This window comes from Bradyrhizobium sp. CCBAU 53338 (genome assembly GCF_015291665.1).
Taxonomy (GTDB): Bacteria; Pseudomonadota; Alphaproteobacteria; order Rhizobiales; family Xanthobacteraceae; genus Bradyrhizobium.
Genome location: NZ_CP030048.1, coordinates 1,817,264 through 1,833,645, shown reverse-complemented (window position 1 = coordinate 1,833,645; position 16,382 = coordinate 1,817,264). Strand labels below are relative to the sequence as shown.

At 62.3% G+C, this 16,382-nt stretch carries 12 protein-coding genes; 6 read left to right on the top strand and 6 right to left on the bottom strand.

Features of this window, described 5'->3' with window-relative positions:
* Positions 1-102: 102 nt before the first annotated feature.
* The gene (locus XH90_RS08720; protein ID WP_246755727.1) at positions 103-2,112 is read left to right on the top strand and encodes a CocE/NonD family hydrolase; all 2,010 of its coding nucleotides are present in this window, start codon (positions 103-105) and stop codon (positions 2,110-2,112) included.
* A gap of 18 nt (positions 2,113-2,130) precedes the next feature.
* On the opposite strand, the gene XH90_RS08715 is transcribed toward XH90_RS08720, so the two are convergent.
* Positions 2,131-3,840: an NAD(P)/FAD-dependent oxidoreductase gene (locus tag XH90_RS08715; protein ID WP_194480431.1), complete on the bottom strand. Its 1,710-nt coding sequence runs from the start codon at positions 3,838-3,840 to the stop codon at positions 2,131-2,133.
* Positions 3,841-4,023: 183 nt separating this feature from the next.
* Between XH90_RS08715 and XH90_RS08710 the strand changes: the two genes are divergently transcribed.
* From XH90_RS08710 to XH90_RS08690, 5 genes are all read left to right on the top strand, one after another.
* Complete coding sequence (locus tag XH90_RS08710) at positions 4,024-4,464, top strand: hypothetical protein (RefSeq protein ID WP_194480429.1); 441 nt, start codon at positions 4,024-4,026, stop codon at positions 4,462-4,464.
* Between the two features lie 76 nt (positions 4,465-4,540).
* Positions 4,541-6,139, top strand: a complete 1,599-nt coding sequence (ggt, locus tag XH90_RS08705; protein ID WP_194482627.1) for a gamma-glutamyltransferase — start codon at positions 4,541-4,543, stop codon at positions 6,137-6,139.
* Positions 6,136-7,206, top strand: a complete 1,071-nt coding sequence (locus XH90_RS08700; protein WP_194480427.1) for a phosphotransferase — start codon at positions 6,136-6,138, stop codon at positions 7,204-7,206. Before ggt ends, XH90_RS08700 begins: the two co-directional genes overlap by 4 nt.
* 4 nt (positions 7,207-7,210) lie before the next feature.
* Positions 7,211-8,542: an aspartate aminotransferase family protein gene (locus XH90_RS08695; RefSeq protein WP_194480425.1), complete on the top strand. Its 1,332-nt coding sequence runs from the start codon at positions 7,211-7,213 to the stop codon at positions 8,540-8,542.
* A complete protein-coding gene (locus XH90_RS08690) occupies positions 8,539-9,999 on the top strand; it encodes an NAD-dependent succinate-semialdehyde dehydrogenase (protein WP_194480424.1) in 1,461 nt (486 codons plus the stop codon). Before XH90_RS08695 ends, XH90_RS08690 begins: the two co-directional genes overlap by 4 nt.
* Positions 10,000-10,002: 3 nt before the next feature.
* Here the strand turns inward: XH90_RS08690 and XH90_RS08685 are convergent, their stop codons facing one another.
* From XH90_RS08685 to XH90_RS08665, 5 genes are all read right to left on the bottom strand, one after another.
* Positions 10,003-11,124, bottom strand: a complete 1,122-nt coding sequence (locus XH90_RS08685) for a tartrate dehydrogenase (protein ID WP_305853186.1) — start codon at positions 11,122-11,124, stop codon at positions 10,003-10,005.
* Entirely contained in the window at positions 11,121-12,770 is a 1,650-nt protein-coding gene (locus XH90_RS08680) for an ABC transporter ATP-binding protein (protein ID WP_194480420.1), read from the bottom strand. Before XH90_RS08680 ends, XH90_RS08685 begins: the two co-directional genes overlap by 4 nt.
* A complete protein-coding gene (locus tag XH90_RS08675; RefSeq protein WP_194480418.1) occupies positions 12,767-13,657 on the bottom strand; it encodes an ABC transporter permease in 891 nt (296 codons plus the stop codon). Before XH90_RS08675 ends, XH90_RS08680 begins: the two co-directional genes overlap by 4 nt.
* Entirely contained in the window at positions 13,657-14,598 is a 942-nt protein-coding gene (locus XH90_RS08670) for an ABC transporter permease (RefSeq protein WP_194480417.1), read from the bottom strand. The genes XH90_RS08675 and XH90_RS08670 overlap by 1 nt, the downstream gene beginning before the upstream one ends.
* A 74-nt stretch (positions 14,599-14,672) precedes the next feature.
* Positions 14,673-16,295: an ABC transporter substrate-binding protein gene (locus XH90_RS08665; RefSeq protein ID WP_194480415.1), complete on the bottom strand. Its 1,623-nt coding sequence runs from the start codon at positions 16,293-16,295 to the stop codon at positions 14,673-14,675.
* Positions 16,296-16,382: the final 87 nt, after the last annotated feature.

The window sequence follows — 16,382 nt, the reverse complement described above, 5'->3', positions numbered from 1 at the left end:
CGGATTGCGACCCCAAAACAGCATATTGGCCTGAATTTCCGATAGTGAATAGTGAGGTTTGGCCCTCCAGCCCTGCTACTTTTTGGCAGCAAGGAGTGAGCCATGGGTACAGATGCTCCGGACGGAGAAATCCTGCGGATCGACCATTTGACCGTCCCGCTCGCCAGCGGGATATCGCTTGCCGGCCGACTATGGCGGCCTGCGGGAGCGGACCAGGACCCGGTCCCCGCCATTGTCGACTATCACCCCTACCGGAGCTCGGACGGCAGCGCCCCTGCGGACGAGGCCATCTACGCGCGGCTCGCATCGCGGGGATATGCTTGCGTCAAGCTCGACGTTCGCGGGACCGGCAATTCGGATGGATTGCACCCGGACCAGTTCGACGCTGCGTATTGGACGGATGCCGTTGAAGCCCTGGCCTGGATTGCGGCACAGCCCTGGTGCAACGGACGGACCGGCATGACCGGCCTGTCATGGCCCGCGCATGCAAGCCTGATGGTGGCAACGCGGCAGCCGGCTTCGCTAGGCGCGATTCTGCCGGTCGATGGCGCCGACGATCGATACCTCAATCGCTATCAGGGCGGCTGCCTTCTGGTTTACGCCGTCTGGCATGGCGCACAGCTCAGCGGCATGCATTTGCGGCCTCCCCTGCCCTGGGTCGTCGGCGAGCGATGGCGCGAGATGTGGCTTCAACGGCTCTCGGCCTACCGCAATTATTTTGAGCTCTGGGGCGCGCACCCGACGTTTGGTGCATACTGGCACGCCGGTTCGGCAAAACGCGACTTTGACCGGATCGCTTGTCCTATTCTGGCAACGGTCGGCTGGGCAGACACCGGCTATGCGGTCGCCCTTCCGACCCTTCTCAGGGAATCCCACATATCGCGCTCAGTCGTTGCCGGTCCTTGGGGGCATTGCTTCCCGCACACCGCCCGCCCCGGGCCGGGATTCGATTTTGTCGAGCTTGCCGCACGCTGGTTCGACCATACCCTGAAGGGGGGCACGCCCTCGGAGTGGCCGAGGCTCATGGCTTGGCTGATCGAATCGCATGAACCAAGTCCGGACCTCATGGAACGGCCAGGCTATTGGGTCGAGGAAGGCGCTTGGCCGCCAGATTCGGTCAAAATGCAACGGTATGGATTGGCGCCGGGTCGGCTCGGAATTGATTTGCGTTCGGATATCAAGGCGGAAGTGCGATCGCCCCTCACCGTCGGCGCAACCTCCGGGGAATGGATGCCCTGGTATCCGGCAGGATCAGGCGCCCATCTTGCGGAAGACCAGCGCGAGGCCGACGGACTGTCGCTCTGCTTCGACCGCGAGCCTGTGGTAAACGATACGGAATTACTCGGCCAACCCGTTCTCTCTCTCGCGGTCAGTTCCGACCGCCCCTGTGGGCAGATCGTTGCCCGGCTATGCGACGTGGCTCCCGATGGCACGTCCACGCGGGTCACCTATGGCTTCCTCAACCTAAGCCACCGCGAGGGCGATGAGCATCCGGTGACGGTCGAACCGGGCCAAGGCTATGAGGTCAAGCTTGCGCTCGCGCCGATCGGATGGTGCCTGAAGCCGGGCCATCGCCTGCGGCTCGCGATCTCGACGAGCTATTTCCCGATCATCTGGCCCGCCCCCCACCATGCGACCTTGACCCTCGATCTCGCCAGATGCGAGTTGAGGTTGCCGCTGCGCAAGGCAGGCCATCGCTGCGCTCCGCCAGCTCCCTCCATCGTGATGAATGCGCCTGCATTGGCTGCATCCGTGCTGCGCGCACCGAAACTTGAGCGCCGCCGTAGCTTCGACGTCGGATCATCGCTGTTGGAAACTGTCGTCGATGAAGATAATGGCGAGATCCGGCTGGAAAAGGACGGCCTCACATTCGGGTCGACGATGAAGCGAACCTACAGCATTGTCGCGAACGATCCGCTGTCGGCGTGCTGTACGACCTCGGCCGTTTGGACGCTCGGCCGTGCCGATTGGTCGACGAGGGTCACAGTCGACGCCATCGTGACGAGCAGTGACAAGAACTTCTTTGTCGATACCCTCGTCTCGGCACACGAAGGCGAGAACGAAGTTTATGGGCGGCAATATCGCAAGGTTGTTCCACGCGGCTCGGCCTGAGTCTTTCGGACCGAGCCTTTATCGATTCCGATTGAGCAACTCCGTCACGGAGCGAAAGACCCGTGACTTCGCGACCTGATATCCGAGCTTCTGCCCTATGTCGGTTTTCAAGAGGCCGTCGAGCATACCCGCTTCATAGTCTCGGGGATTGCGAACAACGCGCTGGTCACGCTGGCCATTTAGGTCGGCAAGGATGCGATGGGCTGCGTTGTGGCCGGGCGCGCCGGTGACCCCGCCGCCCGGATGACTGCCGGCTCCGCAGAGATAGTAACCGGCGATCGGCGTTCGATACGTCGAAGCTTCAGCGATCGGGCGCTGCTCGAACAGGTTTTCGAGTCCGACCATCGAGGCGTGGAAGATGTTGCCGCCCGTAATGTTGTAGGTCCGGTCCAGATCGAGCGGCGTGATGACGTGACGACCGCGAATATGGTTCCGCAGATTGGGAGCATAGCGGAAGTACATCTCCATGACTTGGTCCGCCCATTCCTCCTTGCGGCTATTCCAGTTGCCGCGACCGAGCTCGAAGGGAAGCTGCTGGACACCCAGCGACAAGGTATGCTGACCAGGGGGCGCGAGCTCCGGATGGGTTACCGAAGGAATCAAGGCCTCGATCACGTAGTCATCGGCAAACTCGCCGCGCTGTTGCGCCTGCCATGCCTGCTCATAGAGCGCCGGCGTCGGGCCCAGGATGGCAAGGCCTTGATGCTGGGGCCCTGCTTGCCCGGCCGGAAAGCCGACATAATCGGGCAAGGCATCGATCAGAAGATGAATTCGCGCCATCGAGCCGCGCTGGTCGATATTTCCTGCCTTCGCGGCCACCGGCGCTGCGAGTGCGCCACCCGGCAGAAGATCGACCAGCGATCGCTTCGGGTCCGCGCCCGAGACGATGGTGGCGGCCGCGATTGTGCTGCCATCGGCCAGCACGATGCCGGTCGCAACGCCATTCTCGATGCGAACGGATTTCACCGGCAGGCCGGTACGGAGTTCGCCGCCATGCGCGCGAAGGCCGGCCGCGAGCGCCTCTGCGATCATGCCCATGCCCTGCTTGGGCAGGCCATAGCGGCCGAAATGGCCTTCGAATTCGCCCTGCGCATGATATCCGTAGACGTAGGCCGTCCCAGGCGTCGTCGGACTGCCCCACGTCGAGACCATGCCCATGAACATCATGAAGCCGCGGAGGCGGTCCGACTTGATGTAGCGCGAGAGCAATTCCTCCGCCGAAAGCAGGATGAATTCCTCGAACAGCTCGTTTTCGCCGGCCTCGCTAAAGGTGCGACGCAGGCTGTCGGCCGTTGGCGGATCGCTGAGCAGTGCCGACTGCGTGATGTCGCCGAAGCGGCGCAACTGCGTTGCAAAGCGCATGAAGTTGGGGCCATCCTCCTTGCTATGCGCTTCGATCGATCGCAGCGTCCGGTCGATCTCCTGCCAGAGCATGACATGATCGCCGTCGCTCCAGAGCGCCATCTCCTGCATCTCGGGCGCCACGGACACGAGGCCGTATTTCTTCAGCTCGAGGTCTTCGACGACCTCGTGGCGCAACATCATCTGGATGTAGGAACACGATGAGAAGCGTCCACCAGGGATGAGCTCCTCCGTGGTACAGGCACCGCCGATGACCGGCCTGGCCTCCGCCACCACGACCTTCAGCCCAGCCCGGGCAAGATAATTCGCGCAGACCAACCCATTGTGGCCAGCGCCGATAATGGCAACGTCGTATGCTTGCGTCATGATGAACCTTGTTGGTTCCCGATATGCTTCTGGGTCAAGCTAGTCAAAATAGGCCAGCGGAATCCGCTGATATTATCGAGCAATTCAGCGAATCCGAGCTGATATTCGCCGCCCTTTCACAACCTGTCAGCATCGCCAGTCGCCTATGTTGCATTGAGGCAGCAGTTTGGCGAGGCGAGGCAGATGAAGATCCTGACCGTGCTAGTTCACTTCGAAGGCGAAGGCGCTCCGATGCCTGATGCCAAGGGATTCGTGAGATCGCAAGCCACCGGCACGATCCTCGACGTGCAAAATGAAGGACTGTCTGCCGAGGCCAGGATCGAATGCATCCCGGGGCAAGCCAGTTTCGACACCATGGTGTTCGCCCAGGACGGCCAGTTTTGGGAGGCCGGGCGCGTCGATTTTCCCGGCATCGGCAGTCATTTGGTCGTTGAAACCCGCCATCCTGGCCGCAGCGTCGACCTGCCCGGGGGCGCGGCCGCCGGTTCGATCGCGTGGACGATTATCGGCGGCGGCGGTCGTTTCGATGGCGCCAGCGGCATCGTAACCGGAAACTTCACCGCAAGGTCAGACGGTCGCTTTTTCGACCATCATCTCTATAAAATTCAGCTTCCCGTCAGATAGCGCAGCACGGGGCAGCCGAGCTTTGAGCTGCATGTCCCTCGAACAGAGCGAGCCAAAATTGTCAGAGATCACTGCCATGATCGCAGCGCCGCAACCCGAAGCGGCGGATGCCGGCGCGGATATCCTGCGTATGGGCGGCAATGCCGTCGACGCGGCGATCGCTTGTGCTTTCGTGCAAGGGGTCGTCGATCCCCTGATGTGCGGTATTGCCGGCTTCGGGAGCATGGCGATCTATGCCCCAGGTAAGCATCACGGCTACATCGACTTTCACGCACCAGCGCCCGCTTCGGCGCGGCCCGACATGTGGAGCGATCTGATTGTCGACGAGACGCGCGACGGCTTCGGATTTGTCTTGCAGGGGCAGGTCAACGATCTCGGCTACGGTTCGGCCGCAATCCCGGCCTCGCTACGTGCCTACGAGGCGGCGCACCGCGCCCACGGACGGCTGCCTTGGTCTGAGATCGTTCAGCCGGCCATCGCTTATGCCGAGAGCGGCTGGACCGTGCGGCCACATGTGCATTGGTTCTGGTCGGATGACGGCGAAATGGGCCGCGCTCCCAATCATGCCCGCATCGCCTTCAGCAAGACAGGGCGAGATCTCTATTGCCGCGCGGACGGCTCGCCAAAGCGCGTCGGGGATAAGGTCGTCAACCGGGATCTTGGATACGTCCTGCGGCTGATTGCCAGAGGCGGTGCAGACGTCTTCTACAAGGGTGAAATTGCGCACCGGATCGCCGAGGACATGAAGACGAAGGGCGGACTGATCGCGCTCGACGATCTCTCAGCCTTCCAGCCGAAACTGAACCAGCCGATCTGGGGTGACTACCGCGGTTACAGAGTTTCGACCAACCATCCGCCAGGCGGCGGGCTCATGTTGGTCGAAATGCTGAATGTGCTGGAGAACTTCGATCTCGTCTCGCTCGGCCACAACACTGCCGCCTACCTTCGGACGGTCAGCGAGACCATGAAGCGGGCCACTTCCGACAAGGACAAGTTCGTTGGCGATCCCGGCTTCGTGCAGGTTCCCTTTGAGCGGCTTCTGAGCAAGGATTACGCGTCGGTCATTGCCAACGACATCCGACATGGCAAGCGATCGAGCGTTACGCGCCTGCGAGGTGGCTTCCCCACCAAGGACACCACCCACCTGTCCGTGGTCGACAAGGACGGATGCTGCGTGTCGATGACCCATTCGCTGGGTCAGCCGTCCGGTGTCATCACCGATGGCCTCGGCTTCATGTACAACGGCTGCATGGCCGTCTTCGACCCGCGGCCGGGGCACGCCAACTCGATCGCGCCCGGCAAATCGCGTTTCAGTTCGATCTGCCCCAGCATCCTGTTCCGCGGTGAACGCCCCTACCTCGTTGTCGGCGCTCCCGGCGCCACGCAGATCGCCATGGGCGTGCTCCAGGCTATTCTCAACGTGCTCGACTTCGGGATGACCATGACCGAGGCCGTCAGCGCTCCGAGATTCTCGTCGACGAGCGATGCCATCGACGTCTCGAACCGTATCTCGCTGCATGTAACAAAGGAGCTGGAGGGCGACGGTTACGAGATCATCCGCTCCCCCTACGGGTTTGGCTTCGCGGCCGTTCACGGCATCAGATTGGTCGACGGCCGTCTCGATGGTGGCGCCGACCCGGGACATGACGGGGTCGCATTTGGAGTCGAATCGTGAGCGTCGACCGAATGGGGATCTTCAACGACCCCATCCTGTCCTCAATCCTGTCCACGCCGTCTCCTGACGTCTCCGACGAGCAGGCCACCGAGATTGCGCAACTGCACTACGGCCTGGAAACGACCGCGAAGAAGCTGGCAAGCGAGCGGGACCAAATGTTCCGTCTTCGCGATGCTGCCGGCGTCGAATATCTCCTGAAGGTCACGAACCCCGCCGAACCTCCGGAGGTCACCAACTTGCAAACGGCGGCGTTGCAATGGATCGCGCAAGTTGACGCGGCACTTCCGGTCCAGCGCATCCAGAAAGCGCGAAACGGCGCAGTTGAGCTGCGCCTTTCGATCGGCGCGACCACGCGGCGTACGGTGCGCCTTTTCAGCTTTCTTCAAGGCCTCCCGCTCTCAGAGACCGGCGGGACGATCAACCAGCGCCACGGGCTTGGCCGGGCGCTCGCGCGACTTGCATGTGCACTCGCCAACTTCCGTCATCCGTCCGACAGCTACGAGCTCGCCTGGGATATTGCGAATGCGGATCGGCTACAGCCCTTGCTTGAATATGTTCGAGACGCGGAAAAGAAAGCTCTCGCGCAGACTGCGCTCAAGCGCTTCCGGACAATCGTCAAGCCCCGCCTGAACCGGCTTCGTACCCAGGTCGTCCACAACGACCTCAATACACACAATGTCCTCGTCGATCTCGCCGACACGAATAAGGTCTCCGGAATAATCGATTTCGGCGACATTGTTCGCACTCAACTTGTCAACGACGTCGCGATCGGCGCCGCCTATCATATTGCCGCCGGCCCGGACCCTCTCCAGGGCCCCAGCGAATTCGCCGAGGCGTACCAGGCCGTCACGCCGCTGCGGGCCGAAGAAATTGAGGTGTTGCCCGATTTGATTGCGACCCGGCTGCTGGTTACTGTCTTGATCACCGGCTGGCGCGCCGAGCGCTACCCCGATAACAGTCCGTATATCCTCAAGAACAATGGTGCGGCATGGGACGGCCTCGACCGCCTCGCTCGCATCTCTCCTGAAACGGCGCAGCGAGCGCTGCGCGCCAACACAACCAGGTGAAACCATGTCACGTCCCTTGATGGTCAACGCGTTCGATCCGGCCCGGGCCGGAAAATTGGCCGATGATGTCGCCGCGCTGCTGGAACGTCGCAAGCGCGTCCTCGGGCCATCATACAAATTGTTCTACGAGGAACCCGTGCATGTCGTCCGCGCCGAGGGCGTCTGGCTGCACGGCGCAGACGGAACGAAATATCTCGACGTCTACAACAACGTGCCCTCGGTCGGTCATTGTCACCCGCGCGTTGTCGAGGCGATCGCCCGTCAGGCGGCGACCCTGAACACGCATACGCGATACCTCTATGAGGTCGTGGTCACCTATGCGGAACGCCTGATCGCCACCTTTCCCAGCGAACTCGCCAACGTGATGTTCACCTGCACTGGAAGCGAATCTTCGGATCTCGCGGTGAGGGTCGCGAAGAATTTCACCAAGGGCGCCGGGATCATCGTGACGGAGAACGCCTATCACGGCATCACGGCCGCGGTTTCGGAGTTTTCACCGTCACTCGGCGCGGGCGTGCCGCTTGGCCAGCATGTCCGGACCGTGCCGGCACCGGATTCCTATCGATTGGGTCCCCAGGTCGGCGAGATATTTGCCGATCACGTGCAGCGCGCCATCGACGACCTCAAGCGTCACGGCATCAAACCCGCCGCTCTGGTGACCGATACCATCTTCTCGAGTGATGGCATTCTGTCGGAGCCCGCCGGCTTCCTCGCGCCCGCCGTTGACGTAATCAGGCGCGCCGGCGGCGTATTCATCGCGGACGAGGTCCAGCCTGGCTTCGCGCGGACGGGTGATGCGATGTGGGGGTTCCAGCGTCACAAGGTGGTGCCCGACATCGTCATCATGGGCAAGCCGATGGGCAACGGCATTCCGCTTGCCGGCGTGGTCGCGCGGCCCGAGGTCCTGCACGACTTCGCGGCCACGGCACGCTATTTCAACACATTCGGCGGCAATCCGGTCTCCTGTGCGGCTGGCCTAGCGGTGCTCGACGTAATCGCAGAGGAGAAATTGCAGCGTAACGCGCTCGACGTCGGCGACTACATCAAGGCCGGATTGCGCCGGCTGGCACGCGAGCACGATTGCATCGGCGACGTTCGCGGCGCCGGCCTCTTCATCGGCGCGGATTTCGTGCGCGACCGGGACAGCAAGAGTCCGGCTCCCGAGATCGCAATGCGCCTCGTCAACGACCTGCGACGAAAGAACATCCTGATCAGTGCATCCGGCCTCGATGGCCATGTCCTGAAAATTCGTCCCCCGCTTCCCTTCTCACGGGACGATGCCGACATCTTTCTTGCGGCCATGCGTGACGTCCTCCAATCATCGCCGGCGTCATGACCTCGATCTCCTTGCGCGATCCGGCGTTGCTCTCCGAGCGTTGCTTCGTCGGAGGGAAATGGTGCGGCGAAGCGGCGGACCCGATTATGAATCCGGCCACCGGGGCTGTCGTCGCCCGCGTTCCGCGGTTTGGCGCGGCGGAGACCGATGCAGCAATCCTGTCAGCCGAACAGGCGTTCCCGGCCTGGTCGCGCTCCACGGCGAAGACGCGCTCGGCTGTGCTCAAGCGATGGTTCGAGCTCATCAATGCCGCGCGTGACGACCTCGCGCTGCTCATGACGCTCGAGCAGGGAAAACCGCTGGCTGAGGCTCGCGGCGAAATCGATTATGCCGCATCCTTCGTCGAGTTCTTCGCCGAGGAGGCCAAGCGCGTCTACGGCGAGACCATACCTTCGCCGCGCGCAAACTCCCGCATCATGGTCGTCCGCCAGCCTGTCGGCGTCGTCGCGGCGATCACGCCCTGGAACTTTCCCGCAGCCATGATCACGCGAAAGGTTGCGCCGGCGCTCGCGGCCGGGTGCACCGCGGTCGTGAAGCCGGCACCAGAGACCCCTCTTTCGGCACTCGCGCTCGCGATGCTTGCCGAGCGCGCAGGACTTCCCGCGGGCGTCCTCAATGTCCTTACAGGCGACGCCGTAGAGATCGGCGGCGTGCTGACCAGTCACCCCGCCGTTCGACTGGTCAGCTTCACCGGATCGACAGAGGTGGGCAAGCTGCTGATGCGCCAGTGTGCGTCCACGGTGAAGAAGGTCGCGCTCGAGCTCGGCGGCAACTCACCCTTCATCGTCTTCGACGATGCCGATATCGATGCCGCTGTTGAGGGGGCCATGGTTTCCAAGTTTCGCAACATGGGACAGACCTGCGTGTGCGCAAACCGCATCTATGTCCAGGCCGGCATTCACGATGCGTTCCTGTCTCGTCTGGCGGAACGGGTCGGGCAGATGAAGGTCGGCAACGGCCTCGACAGCGACGTCGTCCAGGGGCCGCTCATTACGATGGATGCCGTCAGGAAGGTCGAAGATCACGTCTCTGACGCCGTCCGCTCCGGCGCGCGGGTCGTGACCGGTGGCCGCAGGCACGGTCTCGGCGGAACCTTCTACGAACCGACGGTTCTTGCCGGCGTGAAAGCCGGCATGAAGATGACACAGGAAGAGACCTTCGGTCCCGTTGCCGGTGTCATCCGCTTCGAGGCCGAAGCCGAAATTATCGCGGCTGCGAACGACACGGCTTCCGGACTTGCGGCATATCTCTATACGCGTGACGTCGGCAGGATCTTCCGCGTCAGCGAGGCCCTCGAATACGGCATGGTCGGGATCAACACGGGCGCCATCTCGAACGAGGTCGCGCCCTTCGGGGGCGTCAAGCAGAGCGGGCTCGGGCGGGAAGGATCCCGCCATGGCATCGAGGAATATACCGAGCTGAAGTACCTGATGCTCGATGGCCTGGCGGCATCCTGACAATCAGCGATCGAGCGCCTCGCTGATCGCCTTGCCACATTCCTGCGTGCTGGCGCGACCACCCAGATCTCGTGTCCTGAGCGCCGGCTCGACCAGTATCCGTTCGATCGCGGCTACGATGGATCGGGCCGCCTGGGTCTCGCCGAGATGCTCCAGCAGCATGGCGCCCGACCAGATCTGTCCGATCGGATTGGCGATGTTCTGACCAAAGATGTCGGGCGCCGAGCCGTGGACCGGCTCGAACACGGATGGATAGCCTCGCTCCGGATTGAGATTGGCTGAGGGGGCGATGCCGATCGTTCCGGTGCAGGCCGGACCGAGATCCGACAAAATGTCCCCGAACAGGTTCGACGCCACAACGACATTGAAGCGGTTCGGGTTGAGAACGAAATGCGCGGTCAGAATGTCGATGTGATATTGGTCCCAGCGCACGTCGGGGTATTGAGCGGCCATCTCCCGGACCCGCTCGTCCCAATACGGCATCGTGATGGAGATGCCATTCGACTTGGTCGCCGAGGTCAGATGCCGCCGCGAGGTCCTTGACGCGAGATCGAAGGCGAATTTCAGCACACGGTCCACGCCCTGGCGGCTCATGACCGTTTCCTGCATCACGATCTCGCGGTCCGTTCCCGGGAACATGCGTCCGCCGATGCTGGAATACTCGCCTTCCGTGTTCTCGCGAACGACCCAGAAGTCGATATCACCAGGCTTCCGGCCGACCAGCGGACAGGGAACCCCGGGCATCAGGCGGACCGGCCGAAGGTTCACATACTGATCGAACTCACGTCGGAACTGAAGAAGCGAGCCCCACAGCGAGATGTGGTCTGGCACCTTTTCCGGCCAGCCAACGGCACCAAAGTAGATTGCATCCGAGCCGCCGATCTTCTCTTTCCAATCGGGAGGCAGCATCGCGCCATGCTTGAGATAGTAGTCGCACGACGCGAAATCGTACCAGTCCAGTTTCAGCGAGAAGCCGAACAGCGCCGCGACATGTTCGAGCACCCTCACGCCTTCAGGCATCACCTCATTGCCAATGCCGTCACCGGGAATCACCGAGATACGATACGAGCGGGACACAAGGAGTCCTTCTGCTGGGTTGGAGCGACCGGCGGTCGATCGGATCATTCCGCCGCCACCGCGAGCGCCGTCGGCTGAATCGGGCGACAATTGGCGAAATCCCACTGGCGGCCGGGAGCGGCCTCGAACAGCAGGCGCGTGTACTGCGCCTGCGGCTTGCCGAGTACCGCATCTGCCGGTCCCTGCTCGACGATACTGCCGCTCTTCATCACGATGATCTCGTCACAGATCTGGGCGGCAACCCGCAAATCGTGGGTAATGAACAGGATTCCGAGCCCAAACCGCTCCTGCACGTCGCGCAATAGCTCAAGCACTTGGGACTGGACCGAAACATCGAGCGCCGAGACCGCCTCATCGGCGACGAGGACCTCCGGCTTCATCGCCAAGGCTCTTGCGATAGCGATGCGTTGTCGTTGTCCACCGGAAAACTGGTGCGGATACCGCTTGACTGCGTCAGCCGGAAGGCCGACCAGCTCGAGCAGTCGGCGAGCTTCGATCATGGCTTCGCTGCGGGGAACACCATAATTGGTCGGCCCTTCGATGATCGAGTCGCCGACGCGCATCCTCGGGTTCAGCGAACGATACGGATCCTGGAAGACCATCTGCACACGACGGCGCAGCAGCCTGAGATCGCGCGGCGACCCGCCGGTCACCGATTGACCGTCGAGGTCGATCGTCCCTTCGCTGGCATTCGTCAGTCTGATCGCGCATCGCGCCACCGTCGACTTCCCGGAACCCGATTCGCCGACGATGCCCAATGTGCGTCCGGCACGCAGCGAGAAGTCGACGTCCCGTGCCGCCACGACCTGACGCGGCTTACCCCACATTGAACGGAGCCCGTAGCGCTTGCCAAGGCCGCGAACCTGCAACAAGACCTTGGAGCCGGTTTCGGGGCGGCGCTGGCGCGGCACAAGGCTCGGTACGGCTGCGAGAAGCCGGCGTGTGTATTCCTCGCGCGGCGTCGCCAGGACATCCTGCGCCGACCCGGACTCCACGATGGCCCCGTTGCGCATCACCGTGACGCGGTCCGCGATCTCGCGAACGACACCCATGTCATGGGTAATGAACAGAACGGCGGTTCCGTGGTTTTCGCGCAGCTCCTTGATCAATCCGATGATCTGCTTCTGCGTGGTCACGTCGAGTGCGGTGGTCGGCTCGTCGGCGATGAGTAGCCGCGGACGCAGGATCAGCGCCATCGCGATCATGATGCGCTGACGCTGGCCGCCCGACATCTCATGCGGGAAAGAACGACAAATTCGCTCGACGTCCGGCAGATGGACCTCTTCCAGCATGCTTAGGATGCGCGATCGTCTTTCGCGGGCCCCGAGGGAGGTATGGGCGCGCAGCACCTCGTCGATCTGGTTGCCGACCCGCTCGATCGGATTGAGCGCCGTCATCGGCTCTTGAAAGATCATGGCCATGCTTGTCGCGCGCAATGCCCGCAGGCGCGTCTCGCCGGCTGCAAGCAGGCTCTCTTCCGCCAGCAGGATTTCGCCTCCGACGGGCCGCAGTGTGCCGCGCGGAAGCAGTCCCATGACCGCGAGCGACGTAACCGATTTGCCCGATCCGGATTCGCCGACCAGACACATCGTCTCGCCCGGATGAACGTCGATCGAAAGGTCGCGGACGACAACCCGGCCTGATGCGTCAGCCACGGACAGGTTCCGCAACGAGAGTAGTGACACGCCGCTCACCGTCCTTCCCCACGCTTAACCAGACGAGGGTCGAGCTTGTCGCGCAACGCGTCGCCGAGAATGTTGATCGACAGGATCGTCAGCGACAGACACAGCCCCGGCCAGAAGATCAACTCCGGCCGCAGGCGGAAATAGCTCCGACCCTCGGCCATGATGTTTCCCCAACTGGGGGTCACCGGGTTGATGCCTGTGCCGAGGAAGGAGAGCACGGCCTCAGTGAGAATGGCCGATGCACAGACATAGCTACCCTGGACGATCAGTGGCGCGAACGTGTTCGGCATCAAATGCCGCCACAGGATGCGCGGGGTCGAGGTGCCAAGCGCGATCGCGGCCTCCACGTAAGGCTCCTCGCGAACCGTCAGCACGACCGACCGAACGAGCCTGATGATGCGTGGAATCTCCGGCAATGTAATGGCGATCAACACCGTCGTCAGGCTCGCCCCCGAAAGTGTTACGATGGTGATTGCGAGCAACACGTTCGGGATCGCCATCAATCCATCCACCACGCGCATCATGATGGAATCGAGCCACCTGATGAATCCCGCAAGGAGCCCGATGGCGAGTCCAACCGCGACGCTGCACAGCGCAGCTCCGAGCCCGATACCGAGGGACACTCTCGCGCCGTAGAGTACTCTCGAGAGCAGATCACGGCCGTAGGCATCGTTTCCGAGCGGATATTGGGCGCTCGCCTGCTTCAGCCGCATCAGCGGGCTCAGCAGGGCGGGATCGTGAGGCGCCAGCCATGGGGCCAGCAGCGCCATGGCCAGGATCGCGATCAAGATGGCGCCGGACAGCGCCACCAACGGGGCCTGCGCGAGCGCCGGCGCGAGGAAAAACGGACTGAACCGCCTCGGCTCGACTGGTTCGAGGTGCGAATTGAGGCTCATCAGTATCGAATCCGCGGGTCGACCAGCACGTAGATAACGTCGATGGCCAGGTTGATCAGCACGTAAAGCAAGCTCGACAGGAGGATCACGGCCTGCACCACTGGATAATCGCGGGCGAGGACCGCATCGATCGTCAGCCGACCAACACCGGGCAGGTTGAACACGCTCTCGGTCACGACGACACCACTGACGAGGAGAGCGAAGCCGATGCCGATAACTGTGATGATTGGCACCGCAGCATTCCGCAGCGCGTGACGCATGAATACGGTTCGCTCCGAAATGCCCTTGGCACGCGCCGTGCGGATGTAGTCCTCGCCGAGCACCTCGAGCAAACTCGTTCGAGTGATGCGGGCAATCAGTGCGACGTAGAGGAAAGTGAGCGCGAGCGTCGGCATGACCATACGCAGGCTGAACTCCGCCAAACCGGACCGGATACTGCGAAAGCCCTGAACGGGCAGCCAGCGAAGGTCGACGGCGAAGATCTGAATCAAGCCGTACCCGATGACAAACACCGGAATCGAGAAGCCAAGGACAGAAAGCGCGATCACGGCTCGATCCACCCAAGTACCATGCCGCGCGGCAGCTAAGGCACCCAACGGTACGGCGATGATGACCGACAGCGTGATCGTCGCCAGCGCGAGGCTGAATGTTGGCTCGATCCGATCGGCAATCAGCGTCGAAACCGGTGTTCCGGAGATGATGGAGGTTCCGAAATCGGCGTGAAGCAGGCGCCACATCCAATCGAAGAATTGCTGCTGCAGCGGCAGGTCAAGCCCAAGCTGTGCGCGGATGCGAGCAAGTTGCTCCGCCGTCGCGTTGTCGCCGGCAATCACGGATGCGGGATCGCCGGGTGTCAGGCGAAGCAGCATGAAGATTGTCACCGTCACGACGAACATGACCGGAATCGAGGCGAAGATGCGTCGCAGAATAAAACCAAACATGGGAGCCTTCATCGGGTGGCGTTAGCGCATGCTCGCCTTCCAGTGCAGAGCGAGCGCCCAAGGGCGATGCTCCATCAGGATTTATCCATGTTCCAGAAGTAAGGCACGGCTGGTCCATCCAGCACGCCGGTCAACTTGGAACTCCATGCGGCGGGCGTCGCGATTTGGCCGAGCGGGATGTAGATCACTTGCTCGTAGGCGAGCTTCTGCAACTCCGCCGCGACCTTCTTTCGCTCGTCCAGGTTTCCTGCTTCCGCGAAACGAATCCGGAGTGCCTGGATTTCCTTGTCGTCGGGCCAGCCGGGATAGCCGGCAGCGCCTATCGCATTCAAAGGCGCGCTCGTCAGCGGATTGGACATTTCCGCACCGCCCAGGGCGGTAAAGAACATGTGCCAGCCACCCTCCTGCGCCAGCTTGGAATTGCCGCGCGTTGCCACGGCGGTCTGCCAGTCCATCGGCAGAAGCTCGACATTGAAGCCGGCGTCCTTGAGGGCTTGCGCCCCGACGATAGGCTGCGCCTTCTGCGTGTTGACGTCGGTGGGCTGAATGATCCTGATCGGTTTCCCGTCGTAGTTCGCTTCCTTGAGGAGCCTGCGAGCCTCGGCCATTCCGTCGCCTTTGACCAGCGATTCGGAGCCCGTGTCGGTAGCCAGCGCCGTGCCGCACACGAACATGGCCCCGCACACCTTGTAGCCCGAAGGATCTCCCACCATAGCGGCGAGAAAATTCTCTTGCTTGAACGCGAGCATCGCCGCTCGCCTGATCTTCTCGTTCGTGAATGGCGCCGCAAGGAAGTTCATGCGCGCAAGGACCTGCAGACCGAACTTGTTGTTATTCTTGACGACGACGTCATTGCTGCCCTCGAACAATTTGAGCAGATCAACCTGCGGCTCGTCGATATAGTCGATCTCGCCGTTCGCCAGAGCATTGATGGCGGTCTGGGCGTCCGGCATGACGATCCATTCCACGCGATCGACCTTCACGACCTTGCCGCCGGAGGTCCAACTGGGCTTTTCCTTGCGCGGGATGTACTTCTCGTTCTTGACGTAGACCGAACGGACTCCGGGCTGGAACTCTTCCTTCACGAACTTGAAGGGCCCCGATCCAATCGTTTCAGTGATCGGCTGCGTGGCGGGCGTATCGGCCACCCGCTTCGGCATCATGAACGGCACGTTCGACGACGGCTTGCCCAGCGCATCGAGAACGAAGCCGACCGGCTGCTTCAGCTTCAGGACGATCGTCCGCGGATCGGATGCCTCGAGGGAGGCGGCATAGTTCGCCAGCAGTTGCCCCATGGTGTCGCGCTGCCACCAGCGCTTGATCGAGGCGACGCAATCCTCCGCAGTCACAGCCGGGCCGTCATGCCAGGCCAGACCATCGCGAAGCGTGAATGTGTATGTGAGCTTGTCGTCCGAGATCGTCCACTCGGCCATTTGCGGCTGGGGCTGAAAATTGTCATCGGCGGCGACGAGCGTATCGTAGATCATGTAGCCGTGATCGCGGGAAATATAGGCCGTCGACGTGATCGGATCGATCAGACGCAACGGCGCGTGCATGACGGCCCGGATCGTCTTCGGCGCCGCCGCTCCAGCAGGAATTGAAGCTCCGATCAGTGCAGCCGTCGCCCCAAGCAGAGCCCCGCGGCGAGTGAGGCGTCCAAACGGCACGGGCGCGGCAGAACGGCGAGAACTATCCATGTTGCACTCCTGGGAGCCGGCGGGGTTTCAAACCATGACGAGCCTATGGAGCCGGCTCAGCCTTTGGAAATTCAAATTACAGGGCGC